Origin of the sequence: Flavobacterium microcysteis (genome assembly GCF_006385255.1) — a bacterium.
GTDB classification, from domain to species: domain Bacteria; phylum Bacteroidota; class Bacteroidia; order Flavobacteriales; family Flavobacteriaceae; genus Flavobacterium; species Flavobacterium microcysteis.
In genome coordinates, this window is sequence record NZ_VFJE01000051.1 from 1 (window position 1) to 24,667 (window position 24,667).

A 24,667-nucleotide genomic window follows, 5' to 3' on the forward strand; every position below is an offset into this window, starting at 1 on the left:
AACTGCCAGGCGTGCCGGGAAGGGTTTGATGAGGGTCATGTGTCTGTATTTGTTTAAGTTAAGTCCTGTTAATTTGTATTAAAACGCAAAGAAATAAATTTTTAGTATAGAAATATAACAATTCATGTAAAAAAATATATTTTTTACAAACCTAAACCTATTTGGAAATCTCCAATTACAGAAAATATGTAAAAATTGTTAAGGTTTTAATAAGGGCAATGTTTAGTAAAGTCCGGCAGGTACCGCTTTTCTTGTAAGTTATATTGTCTTTAGAAGCCATTAACAATGGCTTCTTTGGTTTTAATTTTTTCAAAATTTTGGAGAGAACCTTCCAACATCTGGCAATGTTGCTGTTTGTACCAGAATTAATGATTTTGGTACTATTCTTTTCAGTTATGAATTTAGATAGAAGTATTATCTCTTCTTATAAACAACCTTTACTCCACCTTGCTCAAAAATCATTTCTTTCTTTTTAGGTACAAACACAAGTTTTAAATCTTCATATTCAAATTCATTCGTTCCTTTATATTTTAGCGGAACATACGCTTGTCCGGCTCTGGAATCCTGAAAGATTAGGTTTTGACCGTCTGAGGAAATAGTTACTGTTGCTTCGGTTTTCTTTGAGTGATAGGTTCCTTTTATAGCCATAAAATCCTTTTCTGAAACCTCAGCCGTTGCATTAAAATTAGCTAATTCGGGAGCCTGCTTATAAAGAAACATTAACATAGAATTCATGACTTCGTCAGTGATGATATTGACGGCATTGGTTAAGGAAACAATTCCTATGTTTTCTTCAGGAAAATAATAATAATCAGAAATATAATTCTCGACTCTTCCACTATGTGTATATCCCTCAGGGTTTTTAAAACTTAATTTTATGATTCCCATACCATACGTGCCTCTTTCCTCTGGAAGCATTATTTTAAGGCTTTCCGGTGTAATGAGTTTACCGTTGAACAAAGCAAAAAGAAACTTGTTTAGTTCTGTTGGATTGGAAACAATTCCGCCACTTCCCGGATGATTGGAGAAATTAGTTTTTTCATTTCGAACATACTTATCCTGGATAGAATAGGAAAGTGCCTCGTTTTTGGCTTCGTCTGTTTCAAAACTATAATAGGTATTGCGCAAATGCAATGGCTTGACAATCTTTTCGTCTAAGATTTCAGTATAGGTCTTGCCATAAATTTTCTCTAGTATAAATCCTAATAAAGCATAATTGGTATTACTGTATTCGTAATCCGTTCCAGGCTCAAAATTGCTCTTTTGGTTGATAAAGTAATTGATGAATTCTTGCTGTGAATGAAATTGCTGTCCCCATTGTACCTCATCGGCAATTTCGGTAAAATTGTAAATTCCCGTTCTTTGTTTTAGTAATTGTTCAATCGTTATTTTTTCTGAATTTTTTACTTCCGGGTAATAATTGCTCAGTTTTGTGTCCAGCGTAAGCAGTTTTTCTTCTACTGCTTTTAATACTAAAACTGCCGTATAGGTTTTAGTAATGGACCCCACACGAAATTTTGTCTCGGTTGTATTATTTGTCCTGGTATCTGCATTGGCATAACCAATCGCTTTTTTATAGATAATACTATCATTGAAAGAGATTGCCACACTTCCCATCATTTTGTTATTAGCAGCAAGATGATCAAAATAAGCATCCAGTTTGTTTTGGGCAGTTGCAGTTTGGCCTATAATGCACAGGAAGAATAAGGTAATTGTTTTTACTTTTTTTGTTATTGGATTCATCGTAATGGGTATATTTTTCCGCAAAGGTATAAAAATAAAACACTAACTAGTGTCTAAAACTTAATCGAAATTTGCTAAATTGCAAACAGATTAATAATCGCTATGAAAAGGAAAGCAGCAGCCGGCACTATCCGGAATAAAGAAAGAAGCAAAGAAAAGTTTTTGGATGCAGTGGGTCAAATCCTGGAGACAAAAGGCTACTCGGGTTTAAAAGTAAACGATATTGCCGCCACAGCCGGTGTGGATAAAAAAATGATTTACAATTATTTTGGTGGAACAGACCAGCTTATCGATGAATACATAAGTTCACTGGATTTTTGGAGTAATGTGGATGGACAATCAACTCCTGAAATTACAGATGGAGGACAAGAATTTTCGAAACAGCTACTTACGCAACAATTTGATTATGTTTCCCATAATAAAAACCTTCAGAAAATATTACTTTGGGGTGTTGCTGAAAAACGCAATTCGTTAAGAACTATCGCAGACAATCGGGAACAAAACGGGGAACAACTTTTTAGCCAGGTTGCAGATCCGTACTTTAGCGAAAACGCAGTACAATACAGGTCAATTATGGCAATACTAATTTCCGGAATCTATTATCTGAATATGTATAAAGGAGTGAACGCAGAAACATTTTGTGGAATCGATTTGACAAAAGAGGAGGGAACGCAACAGATTAAAGGAGCACTTGAAAAAATAATAGATCTTGTATATGAAAATCAGAATAAAAAACAATAATCTTCAATCGAGTTTGAAATAAAAAAGAGGCACTTGGCCTCTTTTTTAATAATCTGTAATTGCATGTCCAATTACATACAGTAATAATTTTTGGTGACTATGTAGCAGTTTACACTAAAAGTCTATTTAATATTAAGGTCTTTATATAAAATCTCAATCACTTTGTTAACTTCAATTGTCATTTCCACATAAGGTGGCTTTTGAATTTTGAAATTTTCCTGTAATGCAGTAAGCTGAAAACTACACATAAAATGTATTTTACCTACTAAGTCCATAATTGCTTGCCTACTCTTTTTATTCAAGTAAATACTATTGCGTATATAAGCATTGTTTAACAAACTAACTGTTTCCAAAGACCCTTTTGAATCAGGATTGCTTTCAAGAAACTCACTATCATATACGTTTGATTCTAATTCAAATTTATAGTCAGTAAGTATTTTATAGATTTCTTGAAATGCTGGAATCTTGTGTTGATAGAGTAGTTCTATACGCTTTGAACGATTTGAAAGAGTATGACTAACAATACCTACTATTACACCACTAAAGATTGGTGAAGCTATTGCTAGCCATTTAAAAAGTTCTGAATTATCCATTATTTATTGAAAAATTTAGGTAAGTATACCATTTTTACGGTAAAACAAAATATTAATTTACACTAAGTAGAGGTAGAATCTTTTATAATGTCCCTTAAAATACATGCCTTTTCATAATTTTCATTATCTACTTCTTTATTAAGTAGTTTTTGAATCTCATCTGTTTCAATAGGAATATCACTAAAAATTAGAGTAAGAAATGTTCCAGATTGATAATCCGATAATTTAGAAACTATTTGATTTGAAGGATATTTGTCGCCTCCTAAAGAATCCATATTCAGCCTATAGGTTTTGCCCAAATAGCTTATATGCCAATTTACATCACCAGAACCAAAAGATTCTCTAAAACTTTTGCAGTCTTTACATGCATATGAATGCCTCACCCAATCAATATTATTAAGTTCTATTATTACATATGGTATATCTTCATAGTGTCTAGGCAATAACTGTACGTCAACATCTAAATCATCTATTGTTATTTTGGAGTTTGTTTTATTGTTGAATATTTCTATCATGATTTTATTTTACGTTGGTTACACCAGATTTTTAATTATTGTCTGATTTTAAGTTATTGATAAACTTCATGCTTTCGGTTTCATTTCTTTGAAAATTTATTGCATCAAGAACATCTATTGCCCATTTAGGTTGAGTATAATCCTCTGAGTATTCATCAAAATCATGCCTATATGAATGAGTTAGAATAATTTGTTTTGCTATCTCTAGCAATTCAGAAAGTATAGATAAATCGTTTAAATGAAATTTATGCCTATCACTATGACTTAAATCTTTATGTCCAATTTCTTTATCACGAACTGTTAACAGGTAATTTACCTTTTCTTGATTGTCTTCTAAAGTTTTGGATATAGAATTGAATTTTTCTTCTTCTATATCGTTTTTGTATTTGTGTATGTTATAGTAGAAATTAAGTTGACTGTTGAAACCTTTATACATTCTTTCTATATCCTCATTTGGACTCGGCTTGATAAATAACTTACACAAATCAATTATTACTGTTTCTCTAAAAGCATACATAGATTCACGAATAAATCTGCTGTAGGTAGCAGGATTATTCAATTCATACTGATTTTTGAGATATTTGAGTGTGCTAAATCGATAATTCGCTATATAAACAATTATTGATTGATGCTCCCATATTTCCTCATAAGTGTATTCTTTTTTCATAAAAACAAATTTTTGCTAAGCTACAAATAATATAGTTTCGTTGCTAAATCACTCATTATTAACAACAAAAGCCACCCGTAATTGGAGTGGCTTTTTTAATACTTTAAAATTATGGAACTCTTAACTATTAATGGTTTACATGATATTACTGAATTCCTTTTAGACACTAAAGTAAAAGTACAACAATTAAAAGCTTTAGGAGTTGAGGTAGAATTCAGTTTTAATCTTGATTCTCTCTCCTTGCTTCCCGTTGAGATATTATCTCATTCACTAGTTTGGAAAAAGAAAGATATGGAGTAAATATTTGATACAGTTGTGCAAGTCTTGCAGCTCTAACCTCTAGCGAGCTATTTACATTTGGATAGTACAAATTTAGGGCTGTCTCTAAATCTGATTTAAGTCTATTGCCACTAGCAGTTAATGAATCAATAAATTTACCAAATTCTAGGTCTGAAATGCTCTTAACTTCATCTGTGTATTGTTCGCTAATTCGTTTAATTAAAGCTTCTAATTCTTCTGGTGTACGTGTTTGTTCAATTTTAATATCCATAAATATCTATTCGGTTTCTTGTTTGATTGCTTTGTTTATCTCATTATACATCCAATTGATGACGTTATTTGTTGTTGTTGAGTTTGAATAATTATACTTAGAGGCGTTCAGATTGTTCAGTATTATGTCAAACCTTTCTGATATTCGTTCTTTGGCACTCTCATTTATCTCTAGACTCATGATTTTATCGGCTATGTCTTCTATAGCATTTTGGATTTTCTGCACATTTGCATCATATCTACCTTGCTTTGTAGCCAGAGCCTGATTTACTCGGTTGTGATTGATAGGCTGGACATATGTACTCTGCTGTTTCTGTGGAACTTCGTAATATTTCCAAGACTTGTCCAGATTGTCATAAAATTGATAACCAACCATGTTACCACGACTGTCAAAATACTCATACCTGTTGTTTACGCTGTTGTATTTCTTTGTAAGGGTCTGTGATACACCTGCTAAGGTATAAAATAAGAGGATAAATAGGAGAATTTTTTTCATAAGTGAAATTGTTTAATTCCACCCAAACCCTAAGTAGATTATTGGTTATTCAAAACAAAAAAGCGTGGGTTTGTAACTATATCCCACCTTTAGAGGCTCTGGTAAACCTTACGTAATGGAATAAGTACACCCACGCCTAAGCATGAGCGTAGAACTTATTACCTGTTACGTGTTTGAAATTTACCAGATTTCCTAAATGACAGAGTAATAGCTAACGCTAACTAATATTTTCTGCTCAAATATACTGAAATTTTAGGATAATTTTATAGTAGCTGTCAGCACTAGATTGAAGGATTTTTCGTAACTTGTAAGTTGAAAAAATTCCTAAGTCATGGTGTTTGATACTAACATAAAGTCGATGTTCGATTTGCAGAAAGCCTTTCCAAATGAGCAGGCTTGTATTGATTATTTGGAGCATATTATCTGGGCAGGAACTCCTGTAAGCCCTTTCGATTCTGAAAGCAAGGTTTATAAATGTGCTGACAATCAATACAAATGCTGTAACACTGGCAAGAGGTTCAATATCAAGACAGGAACGTTTTTGGAAAACACCAAGCTACCGTTACAGAAGTGGCTGCTTTGTATATGGATTTTAACCATAGCGAATAAAGGGGTATCATCTATACAGCTCTCCAAAATGCTAGGAATTACACAGAAAAGTGCTTGGTTTATGGCTCACAGGGTTAGAGCTGTTTTTGGAATTGAAAATTATAATGAGCTGGAAGGTGAAATCGAAATTGATGAGAGTTATTTTTCGGGAAAGAATAAGAACCGCCATGCCAAAAATAAAATTCCAAACTCGCAAGGTAGGGCAATAAATTGTAAAACAACACCTGTATTTGGAATGGTTCAGAGAGGAGGCAAATTGAACGCATTTGTTGTAAGTAATGTAAAAAAGGATTCTTTACAGCCAATCATTAGGAGGTTTGTAAAGAGCAACACAAGGGTTATTTCTGATGAATGGGTTAGTTATTCTGGGCTTAATTCTCAATATAATCACGATATTGTTAATCATGGTAGAAAAGAATATGTAAATTTGGACGATAATACCATGCACACCAACACAATCGAGGGAGTGTGGGGTATTATGAAAAGGTCATATAACGGCATATACAACTGGTGGAGCAAAAAGCATATGCAAAAATATGTAGACGAGTTCGTATACCGCTATAACATGAGAAAGCATCCCGATAGCGACAAGTTCAACTGGCTTTTGGCTAATGCGGGAGTCAGCAGGACAAAATATAAAGATTTGATAAAATGAAACCTACTTTTATAGAATTAATGGCTGGAAATATAACATGGGTAATCCATGAAGGAGAGCATTACTTCGTAGTAAACGAGATAAGGCAGAAGTATGCCGATTTAAAGTTTCCTCCCGACAAGATGGTAAAGCTGCCAGTTGGAGGGTTCATGGTAAACGTAATCAAGGCAGAAGACATAGAAGAAATGACCGAATTTGACAAGAACGTGGTCAAGTTCATGAAGCACAAAAAATAAAGCCCCTTTCGTTAGTGAGGGGCTTATTTATTAACCGACCAGTGTAAACTGGTATATAATTACCTAATTTTTTTAGTCGTATTACTTTCCTTTTCTCACTCCACTGCCTACAATTTGCTTATCCTGAAGCATTTCAAGTTTGATATCTCCATTGTCGAGCCTGGTAAAATTCAATACAGCATCAGCTCCACCTTGTCTGATTCCTTTAAACTCATGGTCTGAATAAGGAAAAAATCTCATATTCCAGGGAACAGTAGGAGTATTATAAAGCAAGTGTTTTTCTTTGCTGGTTATGATATGGGTTTCGCCTTCATCATTGGTATAGGTGCCGGTATACTGAGCTATTTCATCATCAGACAGTGTAATTTTTTTAGGATATTGTAATTGGAGCGGCTGACCTTCCATTATCTGGAATATATTAGTGTAAGGCACGGCGCCAAAATGGAAATTTTGTAAAATAATAAACGTTCTGTCCCTTATCACATCATGAGACATAAAAGTACTATATCCATCCCAACTACCAGTATGCCCAAAGGTAAACTTGTTTTCACCTTTTCTGAGGTCTAATCCAAACCCGTAAGGGATATCTCTGCCATTGGATGTTTTAGAAATTTCTGTCATTTCATCGAACTCTTTCTTTGTGAGAAGGGTATTGTTCTTCAGGCTGTTCATCCATTTATAAAGATCTTCCGCATTAGAATGTACTTTTGAAGTGCCAACAATGGCATCCAAATAATAGACTTCCGAGGTTTCGGGTCCGCTATTTTCCAATAGGATTTTCTTAAACCCGCCATCTTCCAACACATACCCATAAGCAAAATTGTCAATCTTTTTAGGGTTTTTATGCCTACAGTAGACAAACGTATTGTTCATCTTTAGAGGTTTAAAGATTTTTTCCGATAAGAAATCAGGGAACTTTTTACCGGATACCTTTTCTACTATGCTGGCTAGTAAGATATAATTCGAGTTGCTGTAACTATGTCTGCTTTTAGGAGTAAATTGTAAGGTATCCTTATGAGTTGCAAATGCTTTAATAAGATCATTATTATCTGCTATTTTGCTATGATCCCATTTGTCTGGCAGGTAAGCTAAGAAATCAGGAATACCGCTGGTGTGCCTTAATAAATCATAGATTGTAACAGTGTCCCAGAAACCTAGCTCCGGCAAATACTTCGAAATTTTATCGATATACTGTAATTTGCCTTCCCTTTTAAGCAAAATAATAGCGGTAGCCGTAAACTGTTTGGAGCAGGAGGCCAGCTCAAATAAGGTCTTTTCATTAATTGGGGCTTTGGTATCTTCATTAGCGATTCCATAGCTTTTTTTAAAAATAACTTTCCCTTTTTCTGCTATAAGCGCAGTTCCATTAAACTGACTTTGATTATAAAGTACCGTAAAAAGACTGTCAAGTCGCTCTGATTGGCTTTTCTGAGCCCATGCAAAATTGCTGATAATAATCAGCGTAAAGAATAATGTAAACTGTTTCATGATTTGATTGATGATTGATTAACCAAACATAAAACTAATTTTTTAGTTGCACAACTATAATTTTAGTTAAAAAATTAAATGGCTGATTTTGTGATATCTATTTTTGATTTGAAAACCCAAAGTATTCAGTTGGCTTTTATGTAATTGTTATCTGATATTTGTTCGCTTTTAAAACTTCTAAACAGATTTCGATACTATCTTTGTTGTATAAATACCTTAACTGTATGTCAAGTTTTACCTTTGAAGAACTTATTGAAGCAAAAAAATCTCTCGATTCTACATTAAGCAAATGTGAGAAGGCATTCGTCAAATTAAAAGAAAATTCGCCACAGCATACATTGATGATACGACGAATAAATGCCTTGCGTATTTCTGTAGATTTAATAGAAAGGGAGTTGCTGAAATTTTCTGTTTGAAAACATCACAAAATTAATAGCCGATTTTATAAACACTTCTTTTACGGATTATTCTTTACTACTGATATAACTTCATATTGAATAGTACTCTGATAATCAGTCTTTTTAAACTGTATAATTTCGCCAGTAGCTAAAGAAATGTTGCCTCCAGAGGTTTTAATATTACCATTTGCAAACACTAAAGGCCCCGCAGCTATGACAGTAATAACACCTCCTGAATTTATTCTGGAACTTATGTGGCTGATACTTGAGCCGGAACCACTAAGATACACAAGGTCATTATCTGTTGTGAGCACAAATGATGTGGCAGTCACATTCTTTGAAACCCCAATAGTTTTTCCGTCTTCGGCGTTTTGGAATGAGTTTGCTGCAATTTTGACTGTACTCGTGCCAGCACCATTATAAAAACCACAACTAGTACAGATACTCCCTACGCTTGTGGCGATATAATTGCCAGTGATGGTTAAAGAGGATTTTGTAGAAGAAATACAATAGCCATTGCTTTTGATATATCCCGTACCAAGGCTTAAATTTCCAAAACCTGCACTATCGACAAACTTATTATTGATAATGTTTATTCCGGAACAGGCATTTGTGTTTCCGTTTACATTTATACCTATACCGGTACGGTTAAAGCTACATCCATCAATGGTAATACTTTCAGCATAATCCATTGATATTCCATAATTACTGTATTGAAATCCACAATTTAGGAATGTCACTACCGCCGGATGCAACACCATGCCGTTAGGTCTGTGGCCTTTTATGAAAACTCCGGCTCCTTTATGAGGAGTTGTACTATTTCCCCCAATAAATTCGCAATTGATGAAAGTTAACTGACCGTTTTGACCTTCTATGCGTAAAGGATTTGTAGAGTCCAAATCAGTTCCGTGTACAATTTTTATATTTTCAAACAGCGAAAACTGATTGGGTGACATATAGTTGGTGGTTCCGCCCAGAAGGTATATTCCGATACCCTTAAAATTTGAAATGGATATGTTTTTAAAGGTTGAATCCCATACACCTCCATCACCAAATTCAGCCGATTGTGAAGCACTAAGATTAATAACACCCTTACTGCTGTTTCCTGAAAAACCGGAACCCACATAAGCGCCTACAAATGCCAGATTCGAAATGTTTAATTCAATTCTGCCGGGTTCGATTGACACAAGATAAGGATGGCTGGAATTTGAAGGATAAATAATGGTTTTTTCCATGCTTTCTCCTATAACAGATACTCTATGTTTTAGAACAATGTTATCAATGATATATTTACCTGCCGGAATGAATACTGATGATGATCCAAAATAATTATTTGGAATTACACATATCTTTTCTGCAAAATCTATTGCATTTTGGATAGGCTGTGTATAATTTTGAGATATTCCAATGGCTCCAAAATAAGCCACATTGATGTATCCATCATATTGGCGTACCCACATTCCGTTATTCCTTCCTGCAATTTTTATTAGGGTACCATTATTATCGTCGCTTAAAACTCCGGGCGTACCAGTGCCTAAGTTTTGAAATACAGGATCTATTCTCCAAACAAAATTACCGCCTCCGCCATCACCAGGTACATTATATCCTTTGACATAAATCATATCACCGGGATTAGGCAAATTCTGGATGTTACGCAAGGCACTGATATTATCTACAACAGAAAATGTACCTGCTTTTGCTGTGCTTTTAGAGTAAAAAGCATAAGGTACTGTCTTTAGTTGGGTCGTACTTATTTGGCTATAGGAAGTTCCTCCTGATGGGTCGATTTCAATCTTTAAAAATTTGTTTTGATTTCCCCAATCAATCTGCGCAAAATCTTGCGTATTTTGACTTCCGATTGTAAAGCTGTACACTCCCTGATTGTTTGTTGCAGGTGAATGTACCTCAGAAAATATAATAGTTCCTGTTGCTGTCGTATTTAAAATACTAACTCTTACCCCAATTGTAGACGAGACAACCGGATTACCCTGTTGGTTATAGGCGACACCTTGATAGGTTATACCTTCAGGAGGTTGGGCATATGTAATAAATGCCATAAATAATAGTAACAAGGAGAATATCTTTCGTGCCATTTTTTACAGATTAGATTTTACATACGATACTAAATGAAACACCTGCTGTCCGCCAATGTCCATTTTCCTAAATCGGGCTACCTGACCGGTAGTCAATGTGAATGTTGCCCTCGTTCCAGGAAAAGAGATATTTCCGGTTTTGGCAAATACAAGATTTGCTAGAAAAGAAGCCTCAATAGTTATGAATTCTCCAGTATTTACTGTTGAATTTAAGGTAGTGATATTGCCTGTACTGCTTTGTGCCTTGATGTAAGAATGTTGGCCGCATTCTAGCGTACTTCCAGTTTGCGTTACCGATTTTGTAACCCCCACTGTTCGATTAAGATTGCTGTTAAGGAATGAATTGCCTTCCAGAACAACACCCAAATTATCTGTGTCAGAATATAAAAACCCACAGCTGTTGCATATTGCCGCAGATATGAAATAGTTACCTCTGACATTGAGAAATGATTTTTTTGTGCTGATACAATATCCGTTATCTTTAATATGGCCTGTGCCAGGAGTATAAGTACCATAGCCGGCAGCATCGAAAAATTTATTGTTAATTATATTAATGCCTTTGCATTCTTGTATGCTTCCATCTGCTTTTACTGCAATGCCCAAGTATTGGAAGGTACACGAATTTACAGTAATACTACTTGCATTGGATAGGTTTAGGCCAATATCTCCATTTTCTATTACAGAGTTTATAAAGCTTATATTTTGAGGAATGAATAATCCTCCCAAAGATCCTTTTAAATCAATAATGCTTCCAAAGCTGTATATAGCCCAGCCACCCCCTGAAAAATGGCAATTAGTAAAGGTTAGATTATCATTTAATTCATCTATCTTGAGAGCAGAGCTGTGAGCGCTTATGCTGCCTTTGGTAATTTTTACATTCTCAAAATAATTGTTATGATTCCTATATCCAACACCTTGACTGGCGGTTGCTTTTAAATAAATTCCATGGCCGTTGAAATTTGAAATTTGGATATTCTTAAATGTCGAATTTTGAAGACCACCGTCCATTCCTGTATCATAGGATTGTCCTGTTGCCTGAAAGAAAAACACACCTTTTGGGCTGTTGCTATTTCCGCCATAAGCACCTATAAAATTCAGGTTAGACATATTAAGGCGGATTCTTCCCGCATCCATTGTCACCAAATAAGCGTCCGGGCTATTGGAAGGGTAGAGGGTCGTTTTATCAATACTTTCACCTATAATCGATACTCCATCTTTTAGAATCAGCTTATCGATAATATAATTCCCGCTAGGTATAAATACTGTTGTGCTTTTAAAAAATTGTCGATTGCCATCGGAAGTAAGTTTGGCAAAATTGATTGCATTTTGAATTTGTTGCGTATAATTGCCCCAAGTTCCTGTGGCTCCAAAATAAAGAACGTTTATGTATCCTTCATATTGGCGAACCCATCTTCCAGTATCGTTATTGGTAACCTTGATAATAGTCCCTCCGTTATCATCCTTATAAAGTCCTGAAGAAGAATTTAAGAAGATAGAGTCGGTTTTCCAGATAAAATATCCTTCACCACCATCGCCACTCGTATAGTAACCTTTTAAGTATACCACATCATTTGGCTTACCCGCTTTTGACCGCAAATCTGCTATTGTATTTGTAATCGAATGCGAATTGACATTTTTAGTGAATTTTGTATGGAATGCATAGGGTACGCTCATCAGTTGAGAAATACCGGTCTGGCTATAAGAACTGCCTCCCAGTGGGTCAAGCTCAATCTTTAGGAACTTATTTTCAGTATCCCATTGTATATTTGAAAAAGAATTGACATTGCTTTGTCCAATAATTATGCTGTACACGCCCTGTGCACCAATTGTCACAGTCAAAGTTTCTGTATAGTCTACACTACCAGTCGGGGTTCCCGATAGAATACTGATCCTTAAACCAACAGGACTTCCGACAGGCAAGGGAGTACCGGCAGAATTGAGTGCCACACCTTGATATGATATTCCCTCAGGTGGCTGCTGGGCATGAAGTTTAAGGCAAAACAGGAAGCACAATAGCAAGATATGTCTCATGGCTAGCTTATATGTCATTATTCTTTTATTATTTTATAACTGCCTTCAATTTCTCCGGAGGTTTTTATAATGTAGGTACCTTTTGGAAGTGGGCTTAAATTTATCTTATTATTATCTGCAACGGTTTGTATAACGATACGTCCACTCATATCATAAACTACAACTTCTTTGATCTCTATATCAGTAAGAAAAGTAACATAATCTTTTACAGGATTGGGGTAGTATGACAGTCCTGAAACAGGGATAGCCAAGTTTTCAGCCTTATCCGAATCCTGTTTCATTTCGACATAAATGACTCCTACGGAAAAATAGCCGCCTTTGAGCACTTCAGAAGAAGAATTTGTCTGCGCTTTTGTGCTTACTGAAAGCAGAAAAAAGGCTAGGATAATTAGATGTTTCATATTAGTGTCTTACGGATATAAGTTGATAATTATTGCCATCAGTTTTAATGAATTCGGCAGTGTCGCCTGCTGCAAGATTTAGCACACTGTTGGTGGTTCCCGGAAAAGAAATATTACCAGTTATATAAAAAGAAATGTTTGTTGTTGCTTTTATAGATAATACTTCCCCAGTATTTATGTCTGAAGAAATAATATAGATTTGGCTTCCTGCTCCTTGCACAATAATTTCTTTGGCCTGCCTGCAACTAAGCGTGTTACCACTTATATAGCCGCCTTGTGTTGTATTACCGGATTTTACCAAGGCCGCATCTGGTGAGCTATTGCCCCATTGATTTACTCCGCCTACATTATTCTCAAATATATACATGAAACTGCATGAACTGCAAATTGAGCCTCCTGCAAGTGAATGGTTTCCAAATACATTAACAAAAGCATTCCTGACAGTTATGCATGTACCATTATCTTTTACTACGCCGCCGCCGCCAGGTGTTGTGGCACCATAGCCTGCTACGTTAGCAAACCTGTTATTTGTTATATTGATACCTTTACTCACAAAGGTGTCTCCAAGCACAGTAATGCCTACACCTAAATCTTCGAACCAACAATTGTCTATGGTAACATTATCTGCAAAATCAATATGTATTCCATAGTCCGAGTTCTGGAAAGTGCTGTTCAGGAAGTTAATACCCGATGGATTTAGAAATTGTCCGTTATTTAAGTATCCTTTAATTTGAACGTTATGCCAGTTACTCATATTGGTCGTTCCGGGTGTTCCACCGTCAAACTGGCAATTAATAAAAGATAGTTTGGAGTTAAGACCCTCAATAATCAATGCAATTTTAAAATCATTAAGACTACCCTTTGAAACCCTGACATTTTCAAATACATTATTAAAATGGGAAGTCGTGAATGTGGTTATTCCACCCGCTAAATGGATGCCGTTCCCTCTAAAGTAACCTATCTTTATATTTTTGAAAGTTGAATTATGCAATCCTCCACTACCAAATTCTCCAGGTTGTCCCTGAAGATAGAAAACCGTTTTTTGACTTGGAGAGGATAGTCCTGAGTAATTGCCTTGTATGTTCAGATTAGAAACGTTTGTTCGTACGATACCGCTATCTAGCGAAAACAGATAGGGAGATGCCGCATTTTGTGACGGCCATATTACGGTTTGTTCAATGTTTTCTCCTACAAGGCTGACACCATCTTTTAAGATGATATTATCAAGGAGATAGACTCCATTAGGTATAAAAACTGTCGAACTTGAAAAATGCGATACATAATCTGGACTTCCAAGAGACACTTTTTTACAAAAATCAATTGCGCTTTGTAAACCCAGTGTTGCATCTTCATAAGAACCTGTTATGCCAAAATAAGCAAGACTTGTATAACCGCTATATTGGCGCACCCATCTTCCACTGTCACTACTGTATGACTTAATTACCGTACCGCCATTATCAACGCTGTAATAACCGGGTGTTGGTTGGCTGCTAAATACGGGGCCGGTTTTCCAAATAAAGATTCCGCCTCCATTATCTCCTGATGAATGGTAACCTTTAAGTAAGGCTACATCGCCATCAGTTTGTCCGGCATTTAGGCGGAGGATATTAATGTTATCGTAAACAGAATAGCCTGTTACAGATCCTGAAGTTTTTGAAAACAAGGCATAGGGCACGCTCCATAGCTGGGCAACCGAACTTGTAGCATTTGTTGTCCAGGGATAAATTGTGATCTTCAAGAACATATTTTGCTCATGCCATTTGATAGAACTGAACGTAGGTGTAGACATTTGTGAACCGCTGCCAATAGAAATACTGTATATGCCCTGAGCATTCGTAGAAACGGAATGCGTTTCCTCAAAATAGGCTGGACCTGTAGCGCTACCCGGAATTATGCTTACCAATACTGTAAACGTACTGTTAGCAATAATTGCCCCGGAATTGTTGTATGCTATTCCCTGATAGCTGATACTTTGTGGCGGCTGTGCATACGCTAATTGCGAAACAGCACATAATAGCAAAAGGTATAAAAGACGCATTATCAAGATTTAGATAAATCAAATGTAGGAAATTTCTATTAATGTTTATGAAATATTTTGGTTTAAAATCAAAACCCTAGATATTGCTGTATAGGCAAGAGCTCTAACTCCAAAAAAGGGCAAAATAGCTATAGATGTTATAGTTATGAATCGAGTGTAATTATAAAAAGAGTAGGTAGTGAGTGAAAAAGGTCAGCTTCACTGAGTGTTCTTTAAATAGTATGAGCTTTTATCATACATCGATTAAATAATCAGCAGTACAGATTTTTTATCTTACTTTGTAGACTCATGGCTAAATCCATATAATCATGGTAAACGATTATAAGAAACACGACTTATTTGGTAAGACGCTACTGCAAAAAATAGCACTTACTGCACCGTTTCAATTTGACTTTCCGGTTACAGAACAGGCTTGCTTTCTCTATGTTTTGCAAGGAGAATTTAAATATCAGGTGGACACAAATGAAATAAATATTCCTGCTAATTACTCCTTATTACTGAACTGTATCACATCAGGAAAACAGATTCATAGTGTAAATCCCGAAAGCAAGTGTGAGATAGTAATCGTTACGTTTTATCCGGATATATTGAAGAAGATCTACGACAGAGAGTTGCCAATGTTACTTCATGCTCCAAAGAATATCATTTCAAACAAGTCAAATGAAAAAATAAATAACGATTTCCTGATCCGAAAGTATATTGAAGGACTATTATTCTATTTTGAAAATCCTACGCTTATCAATGAGGATATACTTGTCTTGAAACTAAAGGAAATCATACTTTTGCTGTCTCAAACGCAGAATGTTGAGGCTATACAAATTATTCTTTCACAGCTTTTTTCTCCTGCTACTTACACTTTTAAGCAGGTTATCGAAGCAAATCTGTTTTCGCAATTAACGATTGAACAACTGGCAGAGCAGAATAATTTAAGCGTTTCTTCCTTCAAAAGGGAGTTTGCCAAAATATACAATGATAGCCCGGCAAATTATATTAAAAACAAAAGGCTTGAAAGAGCCGCTGAATTGTTAGTAGTTTCTGACCAGCGAATTACTGATATCGCATTTGATTGCGGGTTTAATGATCTCGCAAATTTCACCAAAAGCTTTAGTGATAAATATGGAGTTACACCCACAAATTACCGAAACGGAGCCAAAAAATAAGAGGTTCTGAGACAGTCATGAAAACATAGAATATTTTCAAATTAATGCGAATAGGTTATGGACTAAAATGCCAAATAATTGAACTAATTCGCAAAACCATTTTCTTCTTTCTGATACAACTTTGCATTGTAATTATTAAAGAAGTATCAAAATGGGATTATCAAGTTTAGGAATTTTTCACACGATCATTGGCATCGTGGCAATTGTAGCCGCCTTAACAGGCTTTATCAAATATGGCAAGATCAGCATGGATAAATTATCAGGTAAGCTGTATTTTTACACAACCCTTGTTACCAGCCTAACAGCATTAGGAATTTCAAAACATGGAGGCTTCAATGCGGGACATGTGTTTTCTCTATTTATCGTTCTCTTGCTAGTCGTGGCTTATTTTTTATTTTCGAAAAAGAAAGCCAGTATGAAGGCCCGGTATTTTGAAAACTTTCTCTTATCATTTAGTTTTTTTCTGTCGTTGGTACCAACCGTGAATGAAACATTTACAAGAATTCCAATCGGACATCCTTTGGCTAAGGATATCAGCGATCCGGTAATTGGGCAAACACTGTTGCTTCTTTTTGTCCTTTTTATTGCAGGTTCTGTTTACCAGTACATCAAGCAAAAGAAAGTTAACGGATTAGCCAAAGTTATAAAGTAACTAGTAATCAGGAGAGATTGTTTATTAAAAAGTTCAAATAATATCAGGCTGTATAAACCATAATTGAAGTATATTTATGCTGACTTTAAACCAGGTATTAAAGTATATAAACTAAAAGGAAATGGACACAAATGATTTGCTGAAACAAGTAGCTTTTATCAAAGAAATTGACAAACTAAAGTACATTCAGCGCAGAACCAGATTATTTGAAAGTGACAGGCACGAAAATGATGCCGAGCATAGCTGGCATTTAGCCATGATGGCAGTGGTTCTGGCCGGGCATTCGGACAAGCCTGTTGATATACTTAAGGTCGTTCAGATGGTATTGATACATGATTTGGTTGAAATAGATGCCGGCGATACTTTTATATATGATACCTCAAAAAATCATACCAATACAGAAGAAGAATTAGTAGCAGCAAAACGTATTTTCGGACTTTTACCTGAAAAACAGGCACAGGAATTCCTTGCAATCTGGGAAGAGTTTGAAGAAGGAAGTACCCATGAGGCCAAATTTGCCCGGGCAATGGACCGCTTTGAGCCTTTATTGCAAAATACAAGTAATAAAGGTGGCACTTGGGCGGAATATGATGTGGAATATCATACCGTTTATAATAAGAAAAAAGCGATAAAAGATGGTTCTGCTTCAATTTGGAACTATGCGGAACGTTTATTAAACGAAAGCGTAGAGAAAGGCATACTCAGAAAAGATAAAAATATAAAAGACTAATTCCGAAGCATTTTTTATTTCTAAAAAAAGAAAGGGTCGCCAAAATTCGGCGACCCTTTTATTATGTTTTATTTTATTATAGACTCTGTCCGCCAGAAATTTCGATACGCTGTGCAGTAATCCATTTTGCTTCGTCGGTGCAGAGGAATGCTACCACGCTGCCTATGTCGGTAGGTTGTCCCACACGTCCAAGAGCAGTTTGCGAAGCAATAAAATTATTCATTTCCTGATTATCACGAACAACTCCTCCGCCAAAATCAGTTTCGATAGCTCCCGGAGCAACAATGTTTACTCGGATTTTACGAGCTGAACCTAAATCTTTTGCTAAATATTTGGTCAGGTTTTCCATGGCAGCCTTTGCAGAGGCATAAACAGGATAATAAGGAATGATAATGCGTGTTAATCCGGATGAAACGTTTACAATTCCTCCACCGTCATTCATATGGTTCAATGCTTTCTGGGTAAAGAAAAAAGGACCTTTGAATTGGACATTAATCATCTCATCAAATTGTTCTTCTGAGGTTTCAGTAAATAGAGCTGCAATACCCGTTCCGGCATTATTGATCAAAAAGTCAAATTTAGTAGTGCCGAATTTTGGATTCAGAGCCTTTTCCAATTCATTAAAAAAAGCAGCAAAGGTATTTTGCTTGCTTACATCCAATTGGATTGCAAGTGCTTTTTGGCCCATACTTTCAATTTCAGAAACAACTTTGTCTGCAGAATCTTTATTGCTGTGGTAGGTTAGGATCACATCAATGCCTTTTTTAGCGAGATTGAGCGCCATGTCTTTTCCGAGTCCGCGACTACCTCCTGTAACTAATGCTATTTTATTCATGATCTTTGTTTTTTTTAAAATTAAAAATTATAAGGCAAAGTTAGCCGGGATAGGCATTTATTTTTTTGTAATAAACAAAGGGATAATTGCAAAAATCAAACAATTAATATGGTTAAAGTATTTTAACTGCATTCCGTACAGCCCGTTTTATAGATATATGCTACCGAATATATAAAGGTTGATATCGACTATTTCTTAGTAATTTCTTTCCGATGCTGAATTCCCCATTCTACCAGATGGGTAATTAGTGTCTTTAGAGTAAGGCCATGTTCTGTAAGTTCGTACAAAACCGAAATGGGCTGTGTATCCAGAACTGTACGTCGAACCAATCTATTTATTTCCAATTCTTTTAATTCCTTACTAAGCATCTTGTTCGAGATACCTTTGACATCGTTTAGTATGTCTGAAAATCTTCTTTTATTATAATAGCAAATAGAGGAAAGTATGGCGATCTTCCATTTACCGTTCAATACATCCATTGAATCCTGAACGGCCATCATTTCCTTTTTATGCTGTTCCTCTATGCGGTTTGTGCATTCCATGTTTTTGTTACTTTGTTACCTCAAGGTTACTGTTACTTTTAGTTACAAAGTTACTTAAATTAATTAGATGTCAATAGCTTTGTAGCTCACAATTTAAATAGATTTAAAAATGAATAAATTAAAAGACAAAGTAGCGATAGTTACAGGAGCATCCAAAGGAATTGGGGCTTCGATAGCAAAATATTTTGCAGCCGAGGGCGCAAAGGTTGTAGTAAATTATGCTTCGAGCAAAGAAGGAGCTGACAAAGTAGTCAAGTCAATTACCAGCCAAGGAGGAATTGCTATAGCTGTTCATGGTGATGTGTCGAAAGAAGCCGATGTGGTAAAGATGTTTGAAGAGACTAAAAATATATTTGGATCACTGGATATTCTAGTGAACAACGCTGGTGTTTATCTGTATGAACCTATTGAACAGATATCTGCGGAAACGTTTCACAAATCGTTCAATATTAATGTACTGGGATCGATACTTGCAATTCAGGAATCTCTTAAGCTTTTTGGAGACAAGGGCGGAAACATTATCAATATCAGTTCTGGTGCGAGCAATTCACCATTGCCTACAGGCTCGGTATATTCTGCAACAAAAACCGCATTGGATGCTATTACTATTGCCCTGTCCAAGGAATTTTCCGGTAGGAACATCCGTATCAATTCAATTCTTCCGGGTATTGTGGAGACCGAGGGTTCGCACAGCGCAGGATTTATTGGCAGTGAGGCCGAAGCAAATTTTGTTTCTAAAACACCATTGGGCCGAACTGGTCAGCCAGATGACATCGCAAAAGTGGCCGTATTTCTTGCATCCGATGACGCCGCTTGGATTACTGGTGAGAAAATTACTGTTGGAGGTGGGATATACGGTTTTTAAGCCTATAAAATCATTCTCATATCATAATTAATAAATAAGAAGAAAGAGGCTAAGTGCCTCTTTTTTTAATATTTTGTAACCTCGACTGAACAAATTTCGAACGCTTTTATTCTATAAATTTGTAACAACAGATTTAATTCCAAAAATGGAAAATATTCCGATACGACATATACAGGAAAATAGAACGGAACCGGCTTTATCGGGTAATTTCAGTATTCGTACGCTAGAAGCTCTCACCAATGGCGCCCCAATGAAAGAAAGCCTTCATAGGCATGATTTTTTTTACATGCTCATCATTACAAAAGGTGCAGGAAGCCATGAAATAGATTTTGTTCCTTATGAAGTAGTGGATCATTCCTTATTCCTGATGCGTCCGGGGCAAGTCCATCAATTGGATTTGCAGGCGGGTAGTAAAGGATATATGGTTCAGTTTAAAAATGATTTTTTCTATTTACAAAACCTTCCCGCCAAAGAACTTTTGAGAAAGGTAAGCCATAAGAAAATCTGTACCCTTGAAAAGGAAAATTTTACAAGACTGACAACCATTCTGGATTATATAGTTACAGAGTTTTCAGAAAAGCAGGAAGGCTATGAAGAAGTCATAAAATCCAATCTTAGTATTTTTTTTATTGAACTCGTTCGCCATCGCCGTAACCGAGATACTATCGCTATGACCGACAATAGCTATTCTCAGGAAAAGCTCGAAAGGTTTCTCGATTTGCTGGAGACAGACATCACGTCACAAAAGCAAGTTTCCTATTATGCCGATAAACTAAATCTTTCAATATATCAGTTGGGTACGATTACTAAATCCCTGCTCGATAAGACACCTTCGGAGGTAATTAGTGAACAGGTTATTCTCGAAGCTAAAAGGCTCTTGCTGGCTACTTCAGGCCAGGTTAATCAGATTGCTTATAATCTGGGCTATGAGGATCCGTCTTACTTTATACGGTTTTTTAAAAAACATACCGGGCACTCTCCTGAATCCTACAGAAATATTTCAAGATAAGTCCTATTCAACCTCGTTTTCATCCTATCCTTTGATATAGAGGCGTCTATACCTTTGTCCTATACTAATTAATCAAATGACATCGGTATGAAAACAAGAATGAAACTCATGGCAGCTCTTAAGATATGGATTGCCATCTATCCTTCAATCACATTGTTTCTGTTTCTATTTGGTGAAGCACTATCAAGCCTTCCGCTATATCTCAGGACGCTGATCCTTACTCTAGCCCTTGTGCCGTGGGTGGTCTTTATAGGCATTCCCCTTATCGACAAATTTTTCAAGATAGGGCAATCTCCGAATCAGAAAAAATAAGAGATGTATCTCTCAGAAGGATATTCCAGACGGAAATTCATAAAACATGGCAGTCTAGCGGTAGCCTATTTGGCACCGATGCCACCATTTCTAAAACTTTTAAAATCTACTACCATGAATAATATAGAAAGATTTGACGCCATAATTGTTGGCGGAAGCTACTCTGGGCTTGCGGCGGCCATGGCTATGGGAAGGGCTTTGATGCAGGTACTTGTCATTGATAGCGAAAAGCCTTGTAATGCACAGACACCTCATTCCCACAACTTCCTTACCCAGGATGGAAACACTCCCGCAGGAATTGCGAGTATTGCCAAAGAACAGCTAAGACAATACCCAAATGTAAAATTCATAAAGGGTCTTGCCACGAGCGGCAGAAAAACGGAAGATGGGTTTGAGATAAGACTCGAAACGGATAAAATTGTAAAGGGAAACATTGTAATCTTTGCGACAGGTATACGGGATATAATGCCCAATATCGATGGGTTTTCAGAATGTTGGGGCATTTCAGCCATCCATTGCCCTTATTGTCACGGTTATGAAGTAAGGAATACCGCCACAGGCATACTTGCCAACGGTGAGCAGGGCTATGAGTTTACCAAGCTAATCTCAAACTGGACAAAAGATCTTACGCTTTTTACGAATGGTATTGCCAGCCTCACATATGATCAGCTTGCCTTGCTTGAAAAAAACAAAATCAGTGTTGTCGAAAAAGAGATAAAAGCACTTGAGCATACCAATGGTCAGATAAGTGAGGTACTCTTTACCGACGGAACTCATAGGAGCCTGAACGCTCTATATGCCCCTCGTCCCTTTAAACAGCATTGTACTATTCCGGAATCCTTGAGCTGCGAAATAACCAGTGAAGGATATATCAAAACCGACGGATTTCAGCAAACTTCCGTGTCGGGTATTTATGCCTGCGGTGATAATACAACACGCACCCGGACAGTTGCCAATGCGGTAGCAATGGGGACCGCTGCTGGTATGGCGGCAAGCAAAAAACTCATACTGGAACAATTCAATAAATAATCACTTAAAAAAAACTCGTATATGAAAATTATTTTTGTTGGTGCCACAGGCACCATGGGATCCTATTTGGTAAAAGCACTCGAAAAAGAACATGAAGTTGTTAGGGTAGCATCCAAAGGTGGCGATGTAACTGTAGATATCACATCCGTTGCATCCATCGAAGACATGTTCAGGAAAATAGGACCTTTTGATGCGCTAATCTCAACCGCCGGCCCGACCTTTGTAGGTCCCTGGGAAAAATTGGATGACAAGACATTTCGTCAAGGTGTAGAAGGTAAGATGATGGGGCAGATTAATCTGGTTCTCATCGGACAGAAGTACATCAACCCAAAAGGATCATTTACTTTAATTACGGGTGCACTAACCCATGAACCGCAGAAAAACTTTGCTAATGCATCAGCTGCCAACGGAGCTGTTGAGGGATTTGTACGAGGAGCATCGATTGAACTTAAAAACGGTGTCCGTATCAATGCCGTGAGCCCAACTGTAATCGAGGATTCGCCACAGTATTTTCCTTTTTTCCCAGGTGAGATACCAACTACAATGAAGCAGTTAGAATATGCCTTTCGAAAGAGTGTTTTTGGTTCTGTCACAGGCATGATCATCAAGCCTTAATCTAGACTATCAATTACTGCCTTTTAGTTTCCTGAGCTACATGACAAAAGGGCTGATTTTTTTTAGATAAACAATTCAGCCCTATTTGGCATACTTTTTATACTATAGATATACATCCAAAGTAAAAAAAGAAAGGAAATTTAAAATGCTAAAATGGATTGATGTTATACGATTTGCCAGTACTGGTAATCCTATTCCAGACAAAAAAGTTGTAAAAACAAATGAAGAGTGGCATACGCTGCTGACACCTGAAGAGTTCAGGATTACCCGCTTAAAAGGTACTGAGCGAGCGCATAGTTCAGAGATGTGTTCCCTGTTTGAACCGGGCAAATATGCTTGTGTTTGCTGCGGTACATTGCTTTTTGATGCCAATGAAAAATTTGAAAGCGGTACTGGTTGGCCATCGTTTACCCAACCTGTCACCGAAAATGCCATTGCCTATCACAAGGATATAAGTTATGGGATGGTGCGTGTTGAAACCCTATGCAATACATGTGATGCGCATTTGGGACACGTTTTTCCCGATGGGCCTGGTCCAGGTGGATTAAGGTATTGCATGAATGCTGTTGCCTTAAAGAAGGTAGAAAGCAATGAAAGGAAAGCGACTTTTGGAGGAGGCTGTTTTTGGTGTACCGAAGCAGTATTTAACCAACTAAAAGGCGTAACAAAAGTAGAAAGCGGCTATAGCGGTGGCAAAATTGCCAATCCTACCTACAGAGAAATTTGCAGCGGACTGACAGGTCATGCCGAAGTTATAGAAGTCACTTACAATCCTGATGAAATAACGTATGACGATTTGCTTCGCATACATTTAAGTACGCATAACCCGACAACACTTAACAGGCAGGGTGCCGACGTAGGTACGCAATACAGAAGCGTCATTTTTTACAGGGATGAAGCTGAGAAAAAAGCGGCAGAGCAAGCCATTGCAGAAATCCAGTCAGCCTACGATGAACCTATCGTTACAGAAGTAGCCCCATTGGAATACTTTTATAAAGCGGAAGAATACCATCAGGATTATTATTCAAACAATTCTGAGGAAGGCTATTGCCAGGTGGTTATCGATCCGAAACTAAGGAAATTCAGGGAGCTTTTTAAGAACAAACTGAAAGACACCAAGGAAGGAGAGTTAAAATAACCATGGTTAGGCAGGCGGGATTTGGTGGTGGCTGTCATTGGTGTACGGAAGCGGTATTTTCCTCGCTCAAAGGCATACTATCGGTACAACAGGGATGGATTGCTTCTACAGGTACAGATACATCATTTTCAGAAGGAGTAATTGTCGGGTTTGATGACGATGTTATTTCCTTTGCAACACTCATTGCCATCCACCTGCATACGCACAGTAGTACTTCGCAACATTCCATGAGAGGCAAATACCGTTCGGCAATCTATACATTTGAAGATAAGGATGCGGAGTTGGCCAAAGAAGCTATTCAGTCTTTGCAACCAGAGTTTGACAAGCCTATTATTACGGAAGTCTTACCCTACAGTGAGTTTACCTCAAGCAGGGAGGAACTGTTGGATTATTATTTTAATGATCCTCAAAAGCCTTTTTGCGAACTTTATATCAATCCCAAACTAAAACTTATCATGGAACGGTTTTCTAAAATTGCCGATACTGATAAGCTAAGGCATCTAAAACAATTAGATGCATAATACATT

27 protein-coding genes are annotated in these 24,667 nt (G+C 36.6%); 14 read left to right on the forward strand and 13 right to left on the reverse strand.

All coding sequences use genetic code 11. From position 1 onward, the window contains the following. Positions 1 to 414: 414 nt before the first annotated feature. Entirely contained in the window at positions 415 to 1,743 is a 1,329-nt protein-coding gene (locus FJA49_RS04095) for a serine hydrolase domain-containing protein (RefSeq protein WP_139999143.1), read from the reverse strand. 102 nt (positions 1,744 to 1,845) lie between these two features. On the opposite strand from FJA49_RS04095, the gene FJA49_RS04100 reads away from it, so the two are divergent. Further along, on the forward strand, positions 1,846 to 2,484 hold the full coding sequence (locus FJA49_RS04100; RefSeq protein ID WP_139999145.1) for a TetR/AcrR family transcriptional regulator: 639 nt from the start codon (positions 1,846 to 1,848) through the stop codon (positions 2,482 to 2,484). A gap of 122 nt (positions 2,485 to 2,606) precedes the next feature. Here FJA49_RS04100 and FJA49_RS04105 read toward each other — a convergent pair whose 3' ends face one another. The 5 genes from FJA49_RS04105 to FJA49_RS04125 form a co-directional block, all read right to left on the reverse strand. Further along, positions 2,607 to 3,077 (reverse strand): hypothetical protein, encoded by a 471-nt coding sequence (locus FJA49_RS04105; protein WP_139999147.1) that lies wholly within the window; start codon positions 3,075 to 3,077, stop codon positions 2,607 to 2,609. Positions 3,078 to 3,139: 62 nt separating this feature from the next. Continuing rightward, entirely contained in the window at positions 3,140 to 3,592 is a 453-nt protein-coding gene (locus tag FJA49_RS04110; protein WP_139999149.1) for a hypothetical protein, read from the reverse strand. Between the two features lie 31 nt (positions 3,593 to 3,623). Continuing rightward, complete coding sequence (locus FJA49_RS04115; RefSeq protein WP_139999151.1) at positions 3,624 to 4,259, reverse strand: hypothetical protein; 636 nt, start codon at positions 4,257 to 4,259, stop codon at positions 3,624 to 3,626. Between the two features lie 220 nt (positions 4,260 to 4,479). Beyond that, positions 4,480 to 4,809: a hypothetical protein gene (locus FJA49_RS04120; protein WP_139999153.1), complete on the reverse strand. Its 330-nt coding sequence runs from the start codon at positions 4,807 to 4,809 to the stop codon at positions 4,480 to 4,482. Between the two features lie 6 nt (positions 4,810 to 4,815). Beyond that, entirely contained in the window at positions 4,816 to 5,304 is a 489-nt protein-coding gene (locus FJA49_RS04125; protein ID WP_139999155.1) for a hypothetical protein, read from the reverse strand. Between the two features lie 331 nt (positions 5,305 to 5,635). Between FJA49_RS04125 and FJA49_RS04130 the strand changes: the two genes are divergently transcribed. Together FJA49_RS04130 and FJA49_RS04135 are read left to right on the forward strand one after the other, a co-directional pair. Further along, on the forward strand, positions 5,636 to 6,568 hold the full coding sequence (locus FJA49_RS04130; RefSeq protein ID WP_139999157.1) for an IS1595 family transposase: 933 nt from the start codon (positions 5,636 to 5,638) through the stop codon (positions 6,566 to 6,568). Further along, positions 6,565 to 6,804: a hypothetical protein gene (locus FJA49_RS04135; protein WP_139999159.1), complete on the forward strand. Its 240-nt coding sequence runs from the start codon at positions 6,565 to 6,567 to the stop codon at positions 6,802 to 6,804. Before FJA49_RS04130 ends, FJA49_RS04135 begins: the two co-directional genes overlap by 4 nt. Positions 6,805 to 6,885: 81 nt before the next feature. Here the strand turns inward: FJA49_RS04135 and FJA49_RS04140 are convergent, their stop codons facing one another. Next, positions 6,886 to 8,292: a serine hydrolase domain-containing protein gene (locus tag FJA49_RS04140; RefSeq protein ID WP_139999161.1), complete on the reverse strand. Its 1,407-nt coding sequence runs from the start codon at positions 8,290 to 8,292 to the stop codon at positions 6,886 to 6,888. A 224-nt stretch (positions 8,293 to 8,516) separates the two neighbouring features. Between FJA49_RS04140 and FJA49_RS04145 the strand changes: the two genes are divergently transcribed. Continuing rightward, positions 8,517 to 8,708 (forward strand): hypothetical protein, encoded by a 192-nt coding sequence (locus FJA49_RS04145; RefSeq protein ID WP_139999163.1) that lies wholly within the window; start codon positions 8,517 to 8,519, stop codon positions 8,706 to 8,708. A gap of 41 nt (positions 8,709 to 8,749) precedes the next feature. On the opposite strand, the gene FJA49_RS04150 is transcribed toward FJA49_RS04145, so the two are convergent. Genes FJA49_RS04150 through FJA49_RS04165 form a run of 4 tightly spaced genes read right to left on the reverse strand, consistent with a single transcriptional unit; the run spans position 8,750 to position 15,253 of the window. Further along, positions 8,750 to 10,783 carry a right-handed parallel beta-helix repeat-containing protein gene (locus FJA49_RS04150; protein ID WP_139999165.1) on the reverse strand — a complete coding sequence of 678 codons (2,034 nt, stop codon included), beginning with the start codon at positions 10,781 to 10,783 and terminating at the stop codon, positions 8,750 to 8,752. 3 nt (positions 10,784 to 10,786) lie between these two features. Next, complete coding sequence (locus FJA49_RS04155) at positions 10,787 to 12,832, reverse strand: right-handed parallel beta-helix repeat-containing protein (RefSeq protein ID WP_139999167.1); 2,046 nt, start codon at positions 12,830 to 12,832, stop codon at positions 10,787 to 10,789. Next, complete coding sequence (locus FJA49_RS04160; protein WP_139999169.1) at positions 12,832 to 13,215, reverse strand: T9SS type A sorting domain-containing protein; 384 nt, start codon at positions 13,213 to 13,215, stop codon at positions 12,832 to 12,834. Before FJA49_RS04160 ends, FJA49_RS04155 begins: the two co-directional genes overlap by 1 nt. Position 13,216: 1 nt before the next feature. Continuing rightward, positions 13,217 to 15,253 carry a right-handed parallel beta-helix repeat-containing protein gene (locus FJA49_RS04165; RefSeq protein WP_139999171.1) on the reverse strand — a complete coding sequence of 679 codons (2,037 nt, stop codon included), beginning with the start codon at positions 15,251 to 15,253 and terminating at the stop codon, positions 13,217 to 13,219. Positions 15,254 to 15,561: 308 nt separating this feature from the next. Here FJA49_RS04165 and FJA49_RS04170 point away from each other — a divergent pair, with 308 nt between their 5' ends. The 3 genes from FJA49_RS04170 (at position 15,562) to FJA49_RS04180 (ending at position 17,795) form a co-directional block, all read left to right on the forward strand. Next, on the forward strand, positions 15,562 to 16,413 hold the full coding sequence (locus FJA49_RS04170; protein ID WP_139999173.1) for a helix-turn-helix domain-containing protein: 852 nt from the start codon (positions 15,562 to 15,564) through the stop codon (positions 16,411 to 16,413). A gap of 151 nt (positions 16,414 to 16,564) precedes the next feature. Continuing rightward, a complete protein-coding gene (locus FJA49_RS04175; RefSeq protein ID WP_139999175.1) occupies positions 16,565 to 17,065 on the forward strand; it encodes a hypothetical protein in 501 nt (166 codons plus the stop codon). Positions 17,066 to 17,186: 121 nt separating this feature from the next. Beyond that, positions 17,187 to 17,795: an HD domain-containing protein gene (locus tag FJA49_RS04180; RefSeq protein WP_139999177.1), complete on the forward strand. Its 609-nt coding sequence runs from the start codon at positions 17,187 to 17,189 to the stop codon at positions 17,793 to 17,795. A 76-nt stretch (positions 17,796 to 17,871) separates the two neighbouring features. Here FJA49_RS04180 and FJA49_RS04185 read toward each other — a convergent pair whose 3' ends face one another. Then, complete coding sequence (locus FJA49_RS04185) at positions 17,872 to 18,630, reverse strand: SDR family oxidoreductase (protein ID WP_139999179.1); 759 nt, start codon at positions 18,628 to 18,630, stop codon at positions 17,872 to 17,874. A 188-nt stretch (positions 18,631 to 18,818) separates the two neighbouring features. Next, a complete protein-coding gene (locus tag FJA49_RS04190) occupies positions 18,819 to 19,172 on the reverse strand; it encodes a winged helix-turn-helix transcriptional regulator (RefSeq protein WP_233590067.1) in 354 nt (117 codons plus the stop codon). A gap of 109 nt (positions 19,173 to 19,281) precedes the next feature. Between FJA49_RS04190 and FJA49_RS04195 the strand changes: the two genes are divergently transcribed. The 7 genes from FJA49_RS04195 to FJA49_RS04225 all read left to right on the forward strand — a co-directional run bounded on the left by FJA49_RS04195 (position 19,282) and on the right by FJA49_RS04225 (position 24,661). Continuing rightward, complete coding sequence (locus tag FJA49_RS04195) at positions 19,282 to 20,037, forward strand: SDR family NAD(P)-dependent oxidoreductase (RefSeq protein WP_139999181.1); 756 nt, start codon at positions 19,282 to 19,284, stop codon at positions 20,035 to 20,037. A 145-nt stretch (positions 20,038 to 20,182) separates the two neighbouring features. Next, complete coding sequence (locus tag FJA49_RS04200) at positions 20,183 to 21,046, forward strand: AraC family transcriptional regulator (RefSeq protein WP_139999183.1); 864 nt, start codon at positions 20,183 to 20,185, stop codon at positions 21,044 to 21,046. 87 nt (positions 21,047 to 21,133) lie between these two features. Further along, positions 21,134 to 21,358, forward strand: a complete 225-nt coding sequence (locus tag FJA49_RS04205; RefSeq protein WP_139999185.1) for a hypothetical protein — start codon at positions 21,134 to 21,136, stop codon at positions 21,356 to 21,358. 114 nt (positions 21,359 to 21,472) lie between these two features. Beyond that, positions 21,473 to 22,387, forward strand: a complete 915-nt coding sequence (locus FJA49_RS04210; protein WP_139999187.1) for an NAD(P)/FAD-dependent oxidoreductase — start codon at positions 21,473 to 21,475, stop codon at positions 22,385 to 22,387. A gap of 21 nt (positions 22,388 to 22,408) precedes the next feature. Then, on the forward strand, positions 22,409 to 23,002 hold the full coding sequence (locus FJA49_RS04215) for a short chain dehydrogenase (protein ID WP_139999189.1): 594 nt from the start codon (positions 22,409 to 22,411) through the stop codon (positions 23,000 to 23,002). 145 nt (positions 23,003 to 23,147) lie between these two features. Then, a complete protein-coding gene (locus FJA49_RS04220; protein WP_139999191.1) occupies positions 23,148 to 24,140 on the forward strand; it encodes a bifunctional methionine sulfoxide reductase B/A protein in 993 nt (330 codons plus the stop codon). Positions 24,141 to 24,142: 2 nt separating this feature from the next. Beyond that, positions 24,143 to 24,661 (forward strand): peptide-methionine (S)-S-oxide reductase, encoded by a 519-nt coding sequence (locus tag FJA49_RS04225; protein WP_139999193.1) that lies wholly within the window; start codon positions 24,143 to 24,145, stop codon positions 24,659 to 24,661. Positions 24,662 to 24,667: the final 6 nt, after the last annotated feature.

Excerpts from the sequence above, each read along its gene's own strand:
- FJA49_RS04120 (WP_139999153.1), bottom strand. The coding sequence starts at position 4,809 with ATGGATATTAAAATTGAACAAACACGTACACCAGAAGAATTAGAAGCT.
- FJA49_RS04225 (WP_139999193.1), top strand. The coding sequence starts at position 24,143 with ATGGTTAGGCAGGCGGGATTTGGTGGTGGCTGTCATTGGTGTACGGAA.
- FJA49_RS04165 (WP_139999171.1), bottom strand. The coding sequence starts at position 15,253 with ATGCGTCTTTTATACCTTTTGCTATTATGTGCTGTTTCGCAATTAGCG.
- FJA49_RS04210 (WP_139999187.1), top strand. The coding sequence starts at position 21,473 with ATGAATAATATAGAAAGATTTGACGCCATAATTGTTGGCGGAAGCTAC.
- FJA49_RS04140 (WP_139999161.1), bottom strand. The coding sequence starts at position 8,292 with ATGAAACAGTTTACATTATTCTTTACGCTGATTATTATCAGCAATTTT.
- FJA49_RS04160 (WP_139999169.1), bottom strand. The coding sequence starts at position 13,215 with ATGAAACATCTAATTATCCTAGCCTTTTTTCTGCTTTCAGTAAGCACA.
- FJA49_RS04145 (WP_139999163.1), top strand. The coding sequence starts at position 8,517 with ATGTCAAGTTTTACCTTTGAAGAACTTATTGAAGCAAAAAAATCTCTC.
- FJA49_RS04205 (WP_139999185.1), top strand. The coding sequence starts at position 21,134 with ATGAAAACAAGAATGAAACTCATGGCAGCTCTTAAGATATGGATTGCC.
- FJA49_RS04115 (WP_139999151.1), bottom strand. The coding sequence starts at position 4,259 with ATGAAAAAAGAATACACTTATGAGGAAATATGGGAGCATCAATCAATA.
- FJA49_RS04185 (WP_139999179.1), bottom strand. The coding sequence starts at position 18,630 with ATGAATAAAATAGCATTAGTTACAGGAGGTAGTCGCGGACTCGGAAAA.
- FJA49_RS04180 (WP_139999177.1), top strand. The coding sequence starts at position 17,187 with ATGGACACAAATGATTTGCTGAAACAAGTAGCTTTTATCAAAGAAATT.
- FJA49_RS04105 (WP_139999147.1), bottom strand. The coding sequence starts at position 3,077 with ATGGATAATTCAGAACTTTTTAAATGGCTAGCAATAGCTTCACCAATC.
- FJA49_RS04195 (WP_139999181.1), top strand. The coding sequence starts at position 19,282 with ATGAATAAATTAAAAGACAAAGTAGCGATAGTTACAGGAGCATCCAAA.
- FJA49_RS04130 (WP_139999157.1), top strand. The coding sequence starts at position 5,636 with ATGGTGTTTGATACTAACATAAAGTCGATGTTCGATTTGCAGAAAGCC.
- FJA49_RS04190 (WP_233590067.1), bottom strand. The coding sequence starts at position 19,172 with ATGGAATGCACAAACCGCATAGAGGAACAGCATAAAAAGGAAATGATG.
- FJA49_RS04100 (WP_139999145.1), top strand. The coding sequence starts at position 1,846 with ATGAAAAGGAAAGCAGCAGCCGGCACTATCCGGAATAAAGAAAGAAGC.
- FJA49_RS04125 (WP_139999155.1), bottom strand. The coding sequence starts at position 5,304 with ATGAAAAAAATTCTCCTATTTATCCTCTTATTTTATACCTTAGCAGGT.
- FJA49_RS04110 (WP_139999149.1), bottom strand. The coding sequence starts at position 3,592 with ATGATAGAAATATTCAACAATAAAACAAACTCCAAAATAACAATAGAT.
- FJA49_RS04095 (WP_139999143.1), bottom strand. The coding sequence starts at position 1,743 with ATGAATCCAATAACAAAAAAAGTAAAAACAATTACCTTATTCTTCCTG.
- FJA49_RS04150 (WP_139999165.1), bottom strand. The coding sequence starts at position 10,783 with ATGGCACGAAAGATATTCTCCTTGTTACTATTATTTATGGCATTTATT.
- FJA49_RS04175 (WP_139999175.1), top strand. The coding sequence starts at position 16,565 with ATGGGATTATCAAGTTTAGGAATTTTTCACACGATCATTGGCATCGTG.
- FJA49_RS04155 (WP_139999167.1), bottom strand. The coding sequence starts at position 12,832 with ATGACATATAAGCTAGCCATGAGACATATCTTGCTATTGTGCTTCCTG.
- FJA49_RS04220 (WP_139999191.1), top strand. The coding sequence starts at position 23,148 with ATGCTAAAATGGATTGATGTTATACGATTTGCCAGTACTGGTAATCCT.
- FJA49_RS04170 (WP_139999173.1), top strand. The coding sequence starts at position 15,562 with ATGGTAAACGATTATAAGAAACACGACTTATTTGGTAAGACGCTACTG.
- FJA49_RS04215 (WP_139999189.1), top strand. The coding sequence starts at position 22,409 with ATGAAAATTATTTTTGTTGGTGCCACAGGCACCATGGGATCCTATTTG.
- FJA49_RS04200 (WP_139999183.1), top strand. The coding sequence starts at position 20,183 with ATGGAAAATATTCCGATACGACATATACAGGAAAATAGAACGGAACCG.
- FJA49_RS04135 (WP_139999159.1), top strand. The coding sequence starts at position 6,565 with ATGAAACCTACTTTTATAGAATTAATGGCTGGAAATATAACATGGGTA.